Source organism: Paenibacillus sp. J22R67 (assembly GCF_059692175.1).
In genome coordinates this window covers 23,505-38,168 of sequence record NZ_JCAUAX010000011.1, presented here as the reverse complement: position 1 = coordinate 38,168, position 14,664 = coordinate 23,505, and the positions used below count along the sequence as shown (strand labels likewise).

The 14,664-nt window shown below is 47.5% G+C and carries 14 protein-coding genes; 3 read left to right on the top strand and 11 right to left on the bottom strand.

The annotated features are described in order from the left end of the window. Positions 1 to 2: 2 nt before the first annotated feature. Entirely contained in the window at positions 3 to 662 is a 660-nt protein-coding gene (locus AC58VC_RS30440; RefSeq protein WP_497374410.1) for a potassium channel family protein, read from the bottom strand. 162 nt (positions 663 to 824) lie between these two features. Here AC58VC_RS30440 and sspI point away from each other — a divergent pair, with 162 nt between their 5' ends. Then, a complete protein-coding gene (sspI, locus tag AC58VC_RS30435) occupies positions 825 to 1,028 on the top strand; it encodes a small acid-soluble spore protein SspI (protein ID WP_127453137.1) in 204 nt (67 codons plus the stop codon). Between the two features lie 390 nt (positions 1,029 to 1,418). Here the strand turns inward: sspI and AC58VC_RS30430 are convergent, their stop codons facing one another. From AC58VC_RS30430 to AC58VC_RS30415, 4 genes are all read right to left on the bottom strand, one after another. Continuing rightward, a complete protein-coding gene (locus AC58VC_RS30430; RefSeq protein WP_497374408.1) occupies positions 1,419 to 2,513 on the bottom strand; it encodes a Gfo/Idh/MocA family protein in 1,095 nt (364 codons plus the stop codon). Between the two features lie 21 nt (positions 2,514 to 2,534). Further along, a complete protein-coding gene (locus AC58VC_RS30425; protein ID WP_497374406.1) occupies positions 2,535 to 3,164 on the bottom strand; it encodes a ThuA domain-containing protein in 630 nt (209 codons plus the stop codon). Between the two features lie 33 nt (positions 3,165 to 3,197). Then, the gene (locus tag AC58VC_RS30420; RefSeq protein WP_497374404.1) at positions 3,198 to 4,358 is read right to left on the bottom strand and encodes a Gfo/Idh/MocA family protein; all 1,161 of its coding nucleotides are present in this window, start codon (positions 4,356 to 4,358) and stop codon (positions 3,198 to 3,200) included. Between the two features lie 78 nt (positions 4,359 to 4,436). Continuing rightward, positions 4,437 to 5,468 (bottom strand): LacI family DNA-binding transcriptional regulator, encoded by a 1,032-nt coding sequence (locus AC58VC_RS30415; protein ID WP_497374402.1) that lies wholly within the window; start codon positions 5,466 to 5,468, stop codon positions 4,437 to 4,439. A gap of 334 nt (positions 5,469 to 5,802) precedes the next feature. On the opposite strand from AC58VC_RS30415, the gene AC58VC_RS30410 reads away from it, so the two are divergent. Further along, the gene (locus tag AC58VC_RS30410; protein WP_497374400.1) at positions 5,803 to 7,083 is read left to right on the top strand and encodes a putative bifunctional diguanylate cyclase/phosphodiesterase; all 1,281 of its coding nucleotides are present in this window, start codon (positions 5,803 to 5,805) and stop codon (positions 7,081 to 7,083) included. On the opposite strand, the gene AC58VC_RS30405 is transcribed toward AC58VC_RS30410, so the two are convergent. The 5 genes from AC58VC_RS30405 to zwf all read right to left on the bottom strand — a co-directional run bounded on the left by AC58VC_RS30405 (position 7,078) and on the right by zwf (position 13,508). Beyond that, complete coding sequence (locus AC58VC_RS30405; protein ID WP_497374398.1) at positions 7,078 to 7,869, bottom strand: YheC/YheD family protein; 792 nt, start codon at positions 7,867 to 7,869, stop codon at positions 7,078 to 7,080. The genes AC58VC_RS30410 and AC58VC_RS30405 overlap by 6 nt on opposite strands. After that, on the bottom strand, positions 7,835 to 8,995 hold the full coding sequence (locus AC58VC_RS30400; RefSeq protein WP_497374396.1) for a glycosyltransferase family 4 protein: 1,161 nt from the start codon (positions 8,993 to 8,995) through the stop codon (positions 7,835 to 7,837). Before AC58VC_RS30400 ends, AC58VC_RS30405 begins: the two co-directional genes overlap by 35 nt. Before the next feature lie 151 nt (positions 8,996 to 9,146). Then, a complete protein-coding gene (locus AC58VC_RS30395) occupies positions 9,147 to 10,730 on the bottom strand; it encodes a peptide chain release factor 3 (RefSeq protein ID WP_497374394.1) in 1,584 nt (527 codons plus the stop codon). A 68-nt stretch (positions 10,731 to 10,798) separates the two neighbouring features. After that, a complete protein-coding gene (locus AC58VC_RS30390; RefSeq protein WP_497374392.1) occupies positions 10,799 to 11,869 on the bottom strand; it encodes a metallophosphoesterase family protein in 1,071 nt (356 codons plus the stop codon). Between the two features lie 103 nt (positions 11,870 to 11,972). Beyond that, complete coding sequence (zwf, locus tag AC58VC_RS30385) at positions 11,973 to 13,508, bottom strand: glucose-6-phosphate dehydrogenase (RefSeq protein WP_497374390.1); 1,536 nt, start codon at positions 13,506 to 13,508, stop codon at positions 11,973 to 11,975. A gap of 190 nt (positions 13,509 to 13,698) precedes the next feature. Here zwf and AC58VC_RS30380 point away from each other — a divergent pair, with 190 nt between their 5' ends. Next, positions 13,699 to 14,061 (top strand): hypothetical protein, encoded by a 363-nt coding sequence (locus AC58VC_RS30380; RefSeq protein WP_497374388.1) that lies wholly within the window; start codon positions 13,699 to 13,701, stop codon positions 14,059 to 14,061. A gap of 41 nt (positions 14,062 to 14,102) precedes the next feature. Here the strand turns inward: AC58VC_RS30380 and AC58VC_RS30375 are convergent, their stop codons facing one another. Next, the gene (locus AC58VC_RS30375; RefSeq protein WP_497374386.1) at positions 14,103 to 14,549 is read right to left on the bottom strand and encodes a GNAT family N-acetyltransferase; all 447 of its coding nucleotides are present in this window, start codon (positions 14,547 to 14,549) and stop codon (positions 14,103 to 14,105) included. Positions 14,550 to 14,664 lie beyond the last annotated feature (115 nt).

Below are 14,664 nucleotides of genomic sequence, written 5' to 3'. Positions count from 1 at the left end.
ACCTACTCTGCAAAAGTCACTTCAAAAGTTTGAAGGTTCGAATTTTTACCAACGATGACTAAAATATCATCAGAACGGAGTATTTCCTCCGCGCTTGGCGGAATAATCAGCTTGTCATTGTGCTTAATCGCGATGACATTGCAGCCGTATTTGGCCCTAATATCAAGCTCGATTAAATTTTTGCCAATCATATTTCGAGAGGCTTGAATCTCCACGATGCTATAGTCCGAAGATAGCTCTATGTAATCAACAATATTGGACGAAATCAAGTGGTGCGCCACGCGCTGTCCCATATCCCTCTCGGGAAAAACGACTTTATCAGCGCCGATTTTCTTAAGCACCTTGCCATGCAAGTCATTTACAGCTTTCACAACTACCGTAGGTATACCCATTTCTTTGAGAATTAATGTGGTCAAAATACTCGCTTGAATATCCTCACCAATGGCTACTACGACAACGTCAAAATTGCGAATGCCAAGCGCTCGAAGCGCTTCTTCATCTGTTGAATCGGCCTGTACAGCATGCGTTACGATCGATGAGATTTCCTGCACAGTTTCTTCCCGAAAATCAATGGCCATGACTTCAAAACCTAACTGTGACAACGTTCTGGCAATGCTGGACCCGAATCTTCCCATTCCTATAATGGCAAATTGTTTTCTCATAGGCTGGCGTTTCCTCCAAATTCCCAATGTTATTTTAAATTATATCATACTTGCGATCTGTAAACTCACCATGTACGGAAAGAGCCGAATCTGGAGGATGAACCGCCATCAACTTGCGCATATTAGTATCGATAACGAAATGGAAGCGAGGTCCACGAACGAATGAATATAACTTTAAGACAGGCCATCGTCCAGAGAGTCCAAAATAAATCCAATGACGAACTTCAAGAAATTATTGAAGATTCCATTGGGGGGGAAGAACGGGTATTGCCCGGGCTAGGCGTGCTTTTCGAAATTATATGGCAGCATAGTGAAGCAAATATCCAAAATGAACTCGTTGAAACTCTAAAAGGGCATCTCCCTTGACCTTGACCTCAATTCCCCACCATCAGCTAGGGGGCTGCTCCGTGCAATCCCTTAGCTGTATATTCGTAAGAAATCGCCACTCCCCCTTCATAGCCACATCTGCGATTTGATGTAAAAACTACATGTTTCCGTCGCTATATCAACGTTCAAGCCAATAATCATGTAAAATGTACATCAATTTCACTTAAAATCACCTAAATCCACCCATACCTCAAATATTAGATGTACAAAATACATCCCTTTCGTTTTTTTAAGCTAAGAATCGCAATTTTACTGTACTTTTCACACTTTCCGAACACTTCCATGGCTGCACATGCTCTACTTTCCTTACACTCCAAACAGCAAACAAAAAAATCCCCCTCTATTTCAAGAGGAGGATGATTACCTTAACTATAGCACGGTATCCGGCGACAGAGGAGCCGGCCTTTCACAGCTGCTCTGCATCACATAGTGCTTGCCTTCACTCGCTGCGTCGTGGAAGCCATGCATAGCTTCAAGCACGTGGTAGGCCAACTCGCCATTGGCACGATGCGCTTCACTCTCACCGCTAATTAGAGCTTGCGCCATTGCCGCAACACCCAAACCGCGGCTGTTTTCCTTGTAGCCATGGGATAATGGAATTGGCTCCCAGTCGGAACCATTTTTACGGATCATCACCTGACCGCCAAATGTGTTCGGATCCGGTACACGCAAAGAACCATGACTGCCATAGATTTCAATGTTCGGCAGCTGTGTGCCGCCCATAATATCAAAGCTAGTGACCAGCGTAGCAATTGCACCGCTATGGAAATCAAGCACGCCCGCAATATGCGTTGGCGTTTCAACCGTGATCTTCTGCCCGCGTTTCTTCTCACTTTTAATCGTACGCTCTGGGAAGCTAATTCCTGTTGAGCCCGTTACACGGCGAATAGGTCCCAGCAAAGCTACTAAAGCTGTAAGATAATAAGGACCCATATCGAACATAGGACCGCCGCCTTTGGCATAGTAAAACTCTGGGTCCGGATGCCAATGCTCGTGACCTTTGCCCATCATGAATGCTGTTGCGGCAATCGGTGTGCCGATCCAGCCGTCATTGATCAGTTTCACGCATGTTTGAATACCTCCACCGAGGAAGGTATCCGGCGCGCTGCCGACCAACAATTCCTTACGGCGAGCCACCTCCAGAATGCGTAAGCCCTCTTCGCGCGTAACCGCAAGCGGCTTCTCCACATAGACGTGCTTGCCCGCTTCCAACACCTGAATACAGACTTCAGCATGTGCAGCAGGAATCGTCAGATTGATGACAATATCAATATTCGCATCATTCAAAAGCTCCTGAACCGTGTACGCATGAGGAATACCAAACTCCTCCGCCCGCGCCTTCGCTCTCCCCAAATCGATATCCGCGCAAGCAAGCAGCTCCAAATGCTCGAAGTTAGGAATATTTTTCATATAAGCAGCACTAATATTCCCGCAACCGATAATACCAACCTTCATCTTACTCATCTTTTCGCTCTCCTCTATTCGTTATCGTGTCGCCCACAGCAAGCCGCGGCGCATAAGCTCAAGTGTTTCCGGCATCCGTACGATGTTCGCTTGATGACCTAGCGAGTTATAATACACCTTGCCTTCACCATAGGTTTTGGTCCAAACGACCGGCATCTCCACATCACCGAAATCCGTCACTGCATGAACCTGAATAGCAGGATCAACATGCATGTAATACTTTTCAGAGACGACGACGAAATCATCCATCCCCTCCGTCAAAGCGTGCTGGCGATCTTTGATCTGCACCGTGTAGGTAACGCCGTCATTGCCAGGATGAGCGACCCATTGACCGCCGACCATGTACTGATATTCGACTTCATTCCGGAAGGAATCTCCCATACCGCCGTGACAGCCGGCAATCCCAGTTCCACCTTCTTTGACCGCGGCAAGTAAAGGCGTCAACTGCTCTTTTTCAATTTTCCCCATCGTCCATACAGGTACAATAAGATCAATGCCTTTCAAGCGCTCCGCATCTTTAAAGCTGTCCAGCGTATCAGATACTTCCACGCCATAACCTTCCTCGCGCAATAACCCTGCAAAAATGCCTGCCACTTCCTCAGGTTGATGACCATCCCAGCCACCCCAAACAATTAATGCTTGTTTACTCATCTTGTACAAGCTCCTCTCCGCTTATGTTTAAGCTTAAACCTCGCTAATTTTCACCCAACGACGCTGCTCAATGGATTGATCCACGGCTTCTAGCACCTCTTGACACTTCACGCCATCCACAAAATTCGGAACCGGCTGACGATCTTCTGTAAGCGCGTTCATAAGCTCAACAACCTCGTGCACGAACGTATGCTCATACCCGATGGTATGTCCGGCCGGCCACCAAGCATCCATATAAGCGTGGGACGGATCCGTTGCCAGAACACGGCGGAAGCCCTGAACATCCTCTTCATCACTTGTAAAATAGACCTGCAGCTCGTTCAAGCGCTCGAAATCAAACTTCACACTGCCTTTACTGCCATTAATTTCAAAAGAATTCGTACACCGGTGACCAGGTGCAAATCGTGTTGCCTCGAAGCTGCCCAGCGCCCCATTCGCGAACCGAGCCATAAACAGCGTCGCGTCATCGACGGTTACAGGTCCGTGCGGCGCATCCTTGCTGCCTTTGGCGCTTAGCCCTGTCATGGAGCTCGGTAGTGGACGCTCCTTCACGAACGTCTCGCTCATGCCAATGACTTCTGTCATATCACCGACCAGGAAATGCGCTAGATCGATCAGATGCGCGCCTAAGTCGCCGTGAGACCCAGAGCCGGCAATCTCTTTCTGCAAACGCCACACCAGTGGGAACGTCGGATCTACGATCCAGTCCTGCAGGAACCAAGCGCGGAAGTGATAAATCTGGCCGAGTCGACCGCTCTCGACGAGCTTCTTCGCGAGCTGCACCGCAGGAGCAAACCGATAGTTGAAGCCTACCATGTGCTTCACCCCAGCTGTTTCAGCCGCCTCCAGCATCTCCCTTGCATCCGCAAGGCTCAGCGCCAGCGGCTTCTCGCAGAACAGGTGCTTGCCGGCCTTGGCCGCTGCAAGAGCGATTTCCTTGTGCGCGTCGCTGGGTGCATTGATATCGACGATGTCGATCTCAGGATGCGTGACCAGCTCGCGCCAGTCGGTGACGTAACCATCCCAGCCGAACTGCTCGGCTGCGGTTTTGACACCGTGCTCATCGCGTCCGCAGATGAGCTTCATTTTCGGCACCGCCGTCTGCGGGAAAAACATATGTAAATCTTTATAAGCATGGCTGTGAGCCTTACCCATAAATTTATAGCCGACCATACCAATATTGAATGATTTCATGTAATAGAAAGCCTCCTTAAGTGGATAATCGTTTCTTAATCCCTGTCTCCCTATCTTCCCTAACTCATAACTTTCCGCTTATATAAGTGAACTGCTCTTAGATGATTGTCGAATAATTAGTTGAGTTGGCAACTTAACATTTGGAGGGTCTGCGCTTTCCCCCTGCATGACGCGTGCCAGAACGCCTCGTGCTGCTTCTTTTCCCATTTCATAAAAGGGCACATTAATACTGCTGAGCGGTGGATCGCTGAGTTTGGCAGCATCGGAGTCATCGCACCCAACAACAACAAAGTCGCGACCTGCCACCCAACCTTTTTCCCGTAGTCCTTGCATCAGGCCGATGGCCATGCGATCATTTGCGGCAAAAACAGCTTCCACCTGCTCCCGCTGCGCCCAAATCCTCTCGGCTGCTTCATAGCCGCTTTTCCGGCTGTAATTGCCCTCGAGCAGCAGCTCGTGTGGAGTCTGAAGCCCCGCATCATGCATCGCTCTCAAATAGCCTTGAAGCCTGTCCCCGGAATTGGAGTACTCCGGTGAACCATTCAAGAAGGCAATCTTCCGATAGCCCTCCTCCTGCAAATGGCGAACAGCCCGATAGCTGCCATCGACATGATCAGCATCCACTTCGTGAAAAGCTAAACCCTCAAAATGCTGATTAACCAAGCAGAAGGGGTACCCCTGCTCCTGTAGCTGTAGGAGCGATTCTCGCTGCTGCGGCGTATCTCTTGCACCGAGGATGACACAAGCATCCACTTTCTGCGATCGGTAGAGCCTGGCGTAGTCCAAGTCTTCATCTGGCTTGAGTAGCGATAGAAGCATATCGTACCCTTGCTCCCTTACTTGCTCGCCGATCCCGCTTAAGATTTCTGCAAAATAATACGCTGAGAACAGATGCACCTTAGGCATATAAGGAAGCACCACGCCGAGATTTCCGCTGCGTCTTCGTGCAAAACTTTGCGCAATCGCATTCGGATGATAATTCAGCTGGCTAGCCGCTTCCAGAACACGCGCCTTGGTTGTAGGCTTCATGGGGCCGAGCCCATTAAATACACGGGAAACGGTCGCTTCGGAAACGCCTGCTAATTCAGCAACCTCTTTTCTAGTCACCATGTAGAAGCCTCCATTTTCATTCCTGAAATTCTTTATGTACACGCGTACATTTTCTCATTCAAGAGCTATTTTTGTCAATACTTTATGATTAAAAAATATGCGCCTCACATTTCGACATCAACACCAATTTCCAGCAAATAAAACCAGCAAAAAAAGACTAATTTCTGTAAAATGATCTAATTTATTATATTGCCTATTCCTGGCCTTTCGTTTTATGATTAAGGTTACATGGACAACTATGATGTGGGAATGAGTGATCACAATGAACGTAGCCCAGCGACTTCTTCACTTGGCCTCATCAAGTACAATCAGTACTCGGCGGAGTACGAAAAAAGTGACTCGAAGTCACCTTTTAATATTGATTCAAAAAGCTGTCAAACGTCATAGCAGAGCTATGCGCAACGCACCAATTCAAACCATTCTTATCTTGGATATTGACCGGTTTCGACATATCAATTTCTCACTCGGCTACGCTTCCGGTGATCATCTGTTAGCTGAAGTCGCTCGTCGGCTGCACGCTATACCTAACTGCAGTCTCGCCGTTCGATCCGGGGATGATGAATTTGCCCTGGTTATATATGCACGACATCAGGAACAGTTGTCCCAAAGTATTCAGCAGGTACAGCAGCTTTTTGATCAGTCATTTATGATTCATGAACATGAATGTTATATTAACGTAAGTATGGGTATGAGTGCAGTGGAGCTAACGTCAGCAACCGTGGAACAAGCTTTGAAGCAAGCTGACCAAGCACTTCAAACCGCCAAACATACGGGCAAAAATAAGCTTGTCATCTACCATTCCATGCTTTCACCACAACATGCCAGCTCTGTGGAAATGGAAACCGAGCTGCGCAAGGCTATTTTAGAAAATCAGCTCATCTTGTATTATCAACCGCGCCTTGAGCTCTCTACCGGCAAGATTATTTGTCTGGAAGCTTTAGTGCGATGGAATCATCCTAAGCTTGGCATGATTCCGCCTAACGATTTCATTCCGCTTGCAGAAGAGAGTGGTTTGATTCTACCCCTTGGCGAATGGGTGCTCCGCGAGGCTTGCCTCCAGAAGGTGAGATGGCTCGAAGCCGGTATTTTAGACTATCAGGTTGCCGTCAACGTCTCGCCGTGCCAATTCCAGGACGAATACTTCTCAGATAAGGCCATTCACATTATTGAACAGACCGGCATTAATCCCGCCTATCTGGAATTTGAAATCACCGAAAGCTCTATTATGCAAAACATGGAAAATACCATTGCTGTGTTAGAGAAGCTCTGTAAGAAAGGAATCTCCATCTCCATCGATGATTTCGGAATCGGCTACTCCTCACTGAATTATCTGAAACATTTTCCTATCCACTGCTTGAAAATCGACCGTTCCTTCGTAAAAAATATACAGAGCAATAAAGACGATTTAGCAATAACCAATGCCATTATTCACCTCGGTCACGCCCTCAATGTGCAAGTGGTAGCTGAAGGTGTAGAAGAATTGAGCCAGCTTGAAATATTGCGAGAAACCACCTGCACAACCATCCAAGGCTATCTCTTAAGTCCGCCTGTTTCCGTTCACGAAATCGAGCAAAGCTTTCATAAATACGACAACAGACCGGTTATGATTTCATAACCGGCCGTATGCTTTGGCGTACCTCCGTATTTTAGCGAATACACGCTTATCCCGCAGCCTGCGGAAAATGTAAGGATCTGGACTCGTATTGACCTCTAGAATCCATGGATGCAGATCTTTGTCCAGAGCGACATCAACTCCGATTTCCTTAACTCCCCGGTACTTCGTATTAATCGCTTTCGCCACACGCTTCCCAAGCACATGCAGTTTCTTCACATAATCATCCCGCTCACCGGCAGGTAAGTAGCTAAGCAGCAAAGTATCCACCGGTTTCAAAGTTCCCCCATTATGAAAATTCGTCACGATTTTACTCGGATGCGCCACTCTACCGATTACGCCGGTCGTTTCCCAATCGTGCAAAGGTGTTTGCTGCACCATAATTCGCAGGTCAAAGCGGTTCCCTTTATATTTCAGCAGGTGAATCCCTTTCTGTACCAGGTACCGTGCCTTTCCAATTTTCTTCGTGATGGAGGCATACATGTCTTCAAATGTTTTAAATCGTTTCAAATTGACTCCAAGTTGATACGAGTACGGCATGATTGCTCCCTCGCCGTCCGATATTTCCACGCGGATTACACCATTCCCAAACATGCCTACATTGGGCTTAATATAGACCATTTTATGCTGATTCAGCATTTGTTTCAGTGTCTCTGCTGTCATCCACTTCGTCGTCGGCACATATTCCTTGAGAGCTGCCGTGGCCTCTACCGCCTTGGTTTTGCCAATCTTACTCATGACGTATCTGGGGTATCTAATTTTCGTCCGTTTCTTTACCACTTTTCTCATGTCTTTCCTCCAGCTTCAGTTTATAGAAATCGGCCAGTGATTGCGCTGTGGCCTGCCAGCTGAACTGCTTAACGGCATCAACCCGCGCTTGCTTCGCTATGCCGCCTGCCCACTTTTTCCGCGTAGCTATGGCCGCAATCTCCCGTGCGAAGGCTCTAGGGTTTCTGAAGTTTCGGATCAATACCCCATTATGCCCGTGCTGTATGATTTCTTTAATGCCCCCGTTGGCCGAAGCGATTACCGGGATTCCGGAAGCCATCGCTTCCACGTTCACTAATCCAAAAGCCTCATGCCCTTGCGAAGGGCACACGAAGCAATTGGCAAGGCCATACACCTCGTGGATATTGCGATGCGGAATATTTCCCAGAAACTTTGTTGGCACTGCAAGCCTGCGGGCCTTTCTATGCAAGGACGCTCTATACCCTTTCCTTTGCTCCCCGCCAGCTATCAAAAGCTTTAGGCCAGCTACCTTTTTTCTAGCCAAATACACAGCTTTAATTAATTGCGTAATACCTTTGCGTTTAATCAGTCTGCCGGCATAAAGGATGTGGAAACCGCGGCCTACCCCGTATTTTCTCCTCAACCGTTGTCTCATTGCTGCTGTTCTGGGCTTGAATCGATGAATATCTGTCCCAAGGTAAATGTGATGCAGCTTTGCGCGGCGCTTGGGAAATAACCGGATTAACTCCTGCTGCAGCGAAGAACTGTTCGCTACAACCCAATCCACTTTACTTAGCTGTGCCGAGCACTTCGAATTCGAAATATAAGGCGGTTTCACAAACGTTAACGAATGTAGGAAAAGAGAGACAGGACTATGGGGAAACTGGCGCTTGATGGCTGCTGCGAATACGGGTCTGTTGTCTACCTGAACCCAGTCGAATTTCTCACCTTTCATGGCCTTCATAACTTCCTTCAAGTATTGCTTCGAACTCTCCGCCCGAACTCTTACAATCTTGAGTGAGCCCCTTCGGGTTGTGTTTCTATAAGCACGATGTTGCCTCGAAATGATGGTCACGTGATGCTGTTTGGCAAGCTGCCGGGCAATGGCATAAATGCATATTTCAACGGATCCACCTTTTAGCGGCGGCACTGGAATTTGTTCAGGAGCAATGATCAGTAGATGCACGGTCTCTCTTTCACATCCTTAAGGCCTGCGCGCCCTGTATTCGTAACCCGTACTTATTGTATGAAGCAAACGGTCCATCGGCAACTAAAAAAGAAGAGACCGCACACCAGATTTTACTCTGATGCACAGCCTCTTCATGTTATTAAAAGTCTTATGGAGCACTCGTTAAAAACTTCGCATTCGGGTTCTTCTCTATGGAAGATCTTAAGGCATATTCACTCTCGAACAACCCGACGTAATTCCCTTTCTTATCCTTTACAAGCTGGGAATTAATACGGAATTTGCTCGGATCGATCTTCTCGTCGACAATCCAGCGAGCGAACTGATAGTTCTGACGCTGCAATAGAATATCTACACCATATTCGGATCTCATCCGGTGTTCAAGCACCTCGAACTGCAATTGACCGACGACGCCTAGAATCATATCTTCGAAACCGATTGTCGTGAAGACTTGAATCATGCCTTCTTCCGTCAATTGATCGATGCCTTTGAGAAACTGTTTTTGCTTCAGCGCGTTTTTGATCGAAACCTTGCTGAAAAGCTCCGGTGAGAACGTTGGAAGTTCGTCGAACACGATGGCTTCCCCTTCGCTCAGCGAATCTCCAATACGGAAAATACCTGGATCGAACAAACCAATGATGTCGCCAGGGAATGCCTGTTCCACGATATCGCGGTCTTGCGCCAGAAACTGCTGGGGTTGAGCCAGCTTGATATCTTTGCCCATACGAACATGCTTAACCGACATGCCGCGCTCGAATTTACCGGACACAATGCGAAGGAAAGCAACGCGGTCGCGGTGAGCAGGATTCATATTCGCTTGAATTTTGAATACGTAACCCGAGAACTTTTCTTTCGTAGGCTCGATTACACCTGCCGTGCTGTTGCGCGGCTCAGGTTTTGGCGCTAGCTGCAGGAAGTTCTCCAGGAACGTCTGCACACCGAAATTGTTCACGGCACTTCCGAAGAAAACAGGTGTAAGCTCGCCCTTCATCACCTTCTCCATATCGAACGGATCACCCGCTACGTCCAGCAGTTCAATGTCATTGCGTAGCTGCTGATGCAAGAATTCACCAGCAATTTGGCGAACCAGAGGATCATCCACCCCTTCTACCTTGCGGACTTCAATTTCTTTATGATCTTCACCGTTGTATAGTTCCAGCTGCGACTTCCCACGATCATACACGCCGCAGAACTGTTTGCCTGACCCGATTGGCCAGTTCATCGGATAGGACCGAATGCCGAGTACTTCCTCCAACTCTTCGAGAAGCTCGAATGGATCGCGTCCTTCGCGGTCCAATTTGTTAATAAATGTAAAGATCGGAATGCCCCGCATCCGGCAAACCTGGAATAACTTCTTGGTCTGTGTCTCGACCCCTTTGGCCACGTCAATCAACATCACCGCGCTATCCGCTGCGGTAAGTGTCCGGTACGTGTCCTCACTGAAGTCTTGGTGACCAGGTGTATCCAGAATGTTAACCCGGTGCCCTTCATAGTCGAATTGCATTACACTGGACGTAACGGAAATTCCACGCTGCTTTTCAATTTCCATCCAGTCAGACGTTGCGTGCTTGCTGGCTTTGCGCCCTTTGACCGTTCCGGCTAAACGAATCGCGCCTCCGAATAACAGCAGTTTTTCGGTCAGTGTTGTTTTTCCCGCATCCGGGTGAGAAATAATCGCGAACGTGCGTCGCTTAGCGACTTCCGTTTCGAGAAGCTTAGTGAGTTGCGTAGTCATTTGTTAGGTTAATTCCCTTCTTCTTTTACATGGATACTGCATGGTTACTGCTAGGTGCTGCTTATTGATTAAGCTTGGGCTTTCTGCAAATCGATGCTCCAATTCGCTTCGTCAAGGAACGTACGGTTGCTGAACTCTCTGCCACGTACGACGACCTTATCGGCAAACACTTGGACATAGATACCCTGAGCTTTATTCTTGGCTTCCTGTTGATAAGCACGGTTCAGCGTTCTGCCTACCGATGCATTGTGGAAATAATGGAATGTTTCCTCCACATAATGCGGAGTCCCATTCTGGAAATCTTGATGGCGGTGTCCACAGAAGACAAATACATTCTTATAGGGCTTCAGCGTTTCGCGGAATTGGTTAGCGCGGATTAATTGGTGAGATCCCCCATCTGTACCCTTCGGTGGCAGCGGTTGATGTGTCATAACGAACAGCGGTCTGCCTGGTTGATACAGGGCTTTAACTCGCTCCTTGAACCATGCCAACTGCTCATCGGAATACCACGCGCCTTCACCGACTTCCGGTTTCTCTTGCACATAGGCTTCTTGTGAAAGCAGCAGAATGGAGTGACCTTTGGTCGTAAAATCATTATAAAGCGACTTGTAGCCAAAAAACTTTTTGAATGACTCCCGGCTGACTTCATCGCTTTTGCCGTTCGGAACGGCCGCTTGATCCCAGTTATTCGCCTTATTGATCCAAATCGTGTAATAGTCGTGGTTTCCCATGTTCGCATGAACAGGAGGAAGTTTATACTCACTTACAATGGTACGCAGCTCCTTATAATCTCGTTCCGTTCCTGTATCGGTTAAATCGCCTGTTAACATGATGGCGTCAACTGGACCGTCGAAATGTGTAATGTCATCGAGCGCTTGCCTCAATTTCTTCACAGTTAATGGGTCGCCTGCGGTGATATGAAGATCGCTTAATATAAAATAGGACATTAGCGGACCTGTCGGCAACGGTTCGGCCGAAGGCTGCGCCACAGCTTGAGCGGGCTCGGGTGAAGCAGATGAAACGGCTGGCAGTTCTTCCGCCATAAACTTTTTCTTAAACATTTGACTAAAAAAAGCACTTAATCCAACCAATGCAGCCCCGATTGCAAGCAGCCATCTTATAAAAGCTCTTCGTGACATAAACGCACCCCAAGTATAATAGTAAGGATTTACTCCGTAAGATCTATTATACCACAAAAAATCCAATAGGCGTCAGTCGCCTATTGGATGTTATGCTCCGTACTTAAGTTAAAACCGTCGTTTTTTGAATGGTTTCCCAATCGACTTCGCCTTCATTTTGACCATTGATCGGCCACCACTTGAAACCGTCGTCTGAAAGCAGCTTAGTCGCCTCTTCAGGTCCCCAAGATCCAGCCGGATACTCTTTCAGATCATCCGTTTTCTCATTCCATGCCGCAGCGATGCGGTCCACATAAGACCAAGCAAGCGCTACTTCATCCCAACGGGTGAAGTACGTAGAATCTCCACGAGCTGCATCATACAGCAAACGCTCGTAGGCTTCCGGCGTGTTAATGCCGATTTGACAGCTTTGGCAGAAATCCATAGCAACCGGAACGATTACACCTTCAGATCCAGGCTGCTTCGCATTCATTTTCAAGTAAATGCCTTCCATCGGATTTACGCGGAATACAAGCAGATTCGGGTCCATCTCATGCTTTTTAGCCAAGTAAACATTGTTCGGAATGTTCTTGAATTCAACAACAACCTCCGTTGTTTTGACCGGCAGCCTTTTCCCCGTCCGAATGTAGAACGGCACACCAGCCCAGCGGAAATTATCGACATGTACACGCGCAGCGAAATACGTTTCCGTTGTCGATTGCGGGTTCACGGAGTCTTCTTCACGGTAAGCTGGTAACGTTTTGCCTTTGCTTGAACCATTCGAATATTGTCCACGAACGACATTCGCACGGACATCATCGCCATTTTCGAATAGACGCAAAGAACGCAGAACCTTAACCTTCTCATCGCGAATATCTTCCGGATGCAAGCGGCTTGGCGGCTCCATCGCCATCATCATCAGCATCTGCAGCATATGGTTCTGGCCCATATCGCGCAAAGCACCGGAGTGGTCATAATATCCGCCACGCTCTTCTACACCGACCGTTTCGCTTAATGTAATTTGAATATTTGCTATGTATTTATTGTTCCATAGCGGCTCGAAGAAGGCGTTCGCGAAACGCACAAACTCAATATTTTGCACCATTTCTTTACCTAGGTAGTGGTCAATACGGTAAATATCCTTCTCCTCAAACACTTGACGGAGTTGACCGTTCAAACGCTCAGCCGAAGGCAGATCGTAGCCGAATGGTTTCTCAATGACAAGACGGTGCCAACCTTTGGTTTTGAGCAAGCCGCCTTCGCTTAAATTGTAAGACACGTTGCCGAAAAGCTCTGGTGCCAAAGCCAGGTAGAACAAGCGGTTGCCACCTGTTTGATATTGTTCATCCAGTCTTGTGGATAACACGTTTAACTCATGGAAGCCGGCCACATTGTTAATATCGAGCGACATGTACTCGAAGCGACTTGCGAAGCGAGACCATTGCTCATCGTCCGTAATTTTGTAACGGGCAAATTCTTCGATCGAATGTTTCACGTCATCACGGAATTGTTCACTCGTCCGCGGTCTGCGGGCAAGCCCAACAACTGCAAAATTTTCTCCTAATTTCCCTTCACGATACAAGCTATAAAAAGCTGGAAACAGCTTTCTTTTCGCCAAATCGCCAGTTGCCCCGAAAATATAAAATACAGCTCCACTCATATATGCATCATTCTTTCTCTATTAGGATTAGTTAATATGCTTAGCATACCTAAAATTGTCAAGCTATTCAACTTTTCTGAGAACTTTCACTATAACAATTTCTTATAACGAACTAGACATTCGTCTATACCGAAACGAGGCCTTCCGAATAGGCTGAAGTACATACAAAAACGGAGGTGCCAAGACTCTCATGCAGCCCATTGATCCAATTACTGAAAAAGCTTGCAAAACCCTGTGCGGAAAGTCAGTTCTGCTTTATCTTAATGATGGTTCCCAAATCTTCGGAGTTTTAAGCCGTCTAGAGAAAAATACTCTCATTCTTAATGAAGAAGCTCGACCGACGCTTAGTGGAGCGACACCCAAGAAGAAAGGCAAAGCCTTTTCCAAAGCGAAACCTGTCCAAACAAAGAAAGAAAACACAGAACCATCCAGCTCAGAGCCGGTACTGGAGCGATTAAACTTCTTCGGAACACCGCTTTTTGGCGGACCAGCTCCTAGTCCAGGTGCCATCGATATTCCACTCGACCGGGTTGCTGTTATGTTCAGCGAATGAAGAAAAGGCTGCCGATGACTTGCTCATCAGCAGCCCTTGTTTTACCGAACCAGCTTCTTTTTCATTCTGTAGCAGCTTAGCTCAGGGAGATACTCTTGAATTTCATACCCTTTGCTTGAATAAAAGCCAATAGCATTGGGATTGCTATCATCTACGAAAAGCTCTGCTGTGCGACAGCGCTCACTTTTCCCGTACTCCTCAGCCATCTTCATAAGCTCTTTTCCTAGTCCCTTGCCCTGCTCACGAGGATCGACGGCTAGCATATCGACGAACAGCACGTTCGATTTGCGGATAACCGAAATGAAGCCATATGGCTGTTTATAACCTTTCGCTGCCACAAACGTTTTGTTGTGGTTCAGCCGCTTACGAATTTCCGAAAAGCTGATCGTCATACCTGATTGGTATTGTCTGGAAAAAGGTGCTAACTGTTCAACAACCAAACGATGAATAGCCCGATCGTCATTAGCAGCTAACCGTTTGCGAATCACACTGCATCGCCTCCACAAGAAGCAATAATGCTATCTTATGTTGTTTCTGGCGGAAGTGACTCAGCTCCTTACTCATATTCATTCTGGCAAGTACCAATTTACCCCAATACCTACG

Bases quoted from the DNA above. Each gene is read 5' to 3' on its own strand.
- AC58VC_RS30440 (WP_497374410.1), bottom strand. From the start codon at position 662: ATGAGAAAACAATTTGCCATTATAGGAATGGGAAGATTCGGGTCCAGC.
- sspI (WP_127453137.1), top strand. From the start codon at position 825: ATGAATATAACTTTAAGACAGGCCATCGTCCAGAGAGTCCAAAATAAA.
- AC58VC_RS30430 (WP_497374408.1), bottom strand. From the start codon at position 2,513: ATGAGTAAGATGAAGGTTGGTATTATCGGTTGCGGGAATATTAGTGCT.
- AC58VC_RS30425 (WP_497374406.1), bottom strand. From the start codon at position 3,164: ATGAGTAAACAAGCATTAATTGTTTGGGGTGGCTGGGATGGTCATCAA.
- AC58VC_RS30420 (WP_497374404.1), bottom strand. From the start codon at position 4,358: ATGAAATCATTCAATATTGGTATGGTCGGCTATAAATTTATGGGTAAG.
- AC58VC_RS30415 (WP_497374402.1), bottom strand. From the start codon at position 5,468: ATGGTGACTAGAAAAGAGGTTGCTGAATTAGCAGGCGTTTCCGAAGCG.
- AC58VC_RS30405 (WP_497374398.1), bottom strand. From the start codon at position 7,869: ATGAGAAAAGTGGTAAAGAAACGGACGAAAATTAGATACCCCAGATAC.
- AC58VC_RS30395 (WP_497374394.1), bottom strand. From the start codon at position 10,730: ATGACTACGCAACTCACTAAGCTTCTCGAAACGGAAGTCGCTAAGCGA.
- AC58VC_RS30390 (WP_497374392.1), bottom strand. From the start codon at position 11,869: ATGTCACGAAGAGCTTTTATAAGATGGCTGCTTGCAATCGGGGCTGCA.
- zwf (WP_497374390.1), bottom strand. From the start codon at position 13,508: ATGAGTGGAGCTGTATTTTATATTTTCGGGGCAACTGGCGATTTGGCG.
- AC58VC_RS30380 (WP_497374388.1), top strand. From the start codon at position 13,699: ATGCAGCCCATTGATCCAATTACTGAAAAAGCTTGCAAAACCCTGTGC.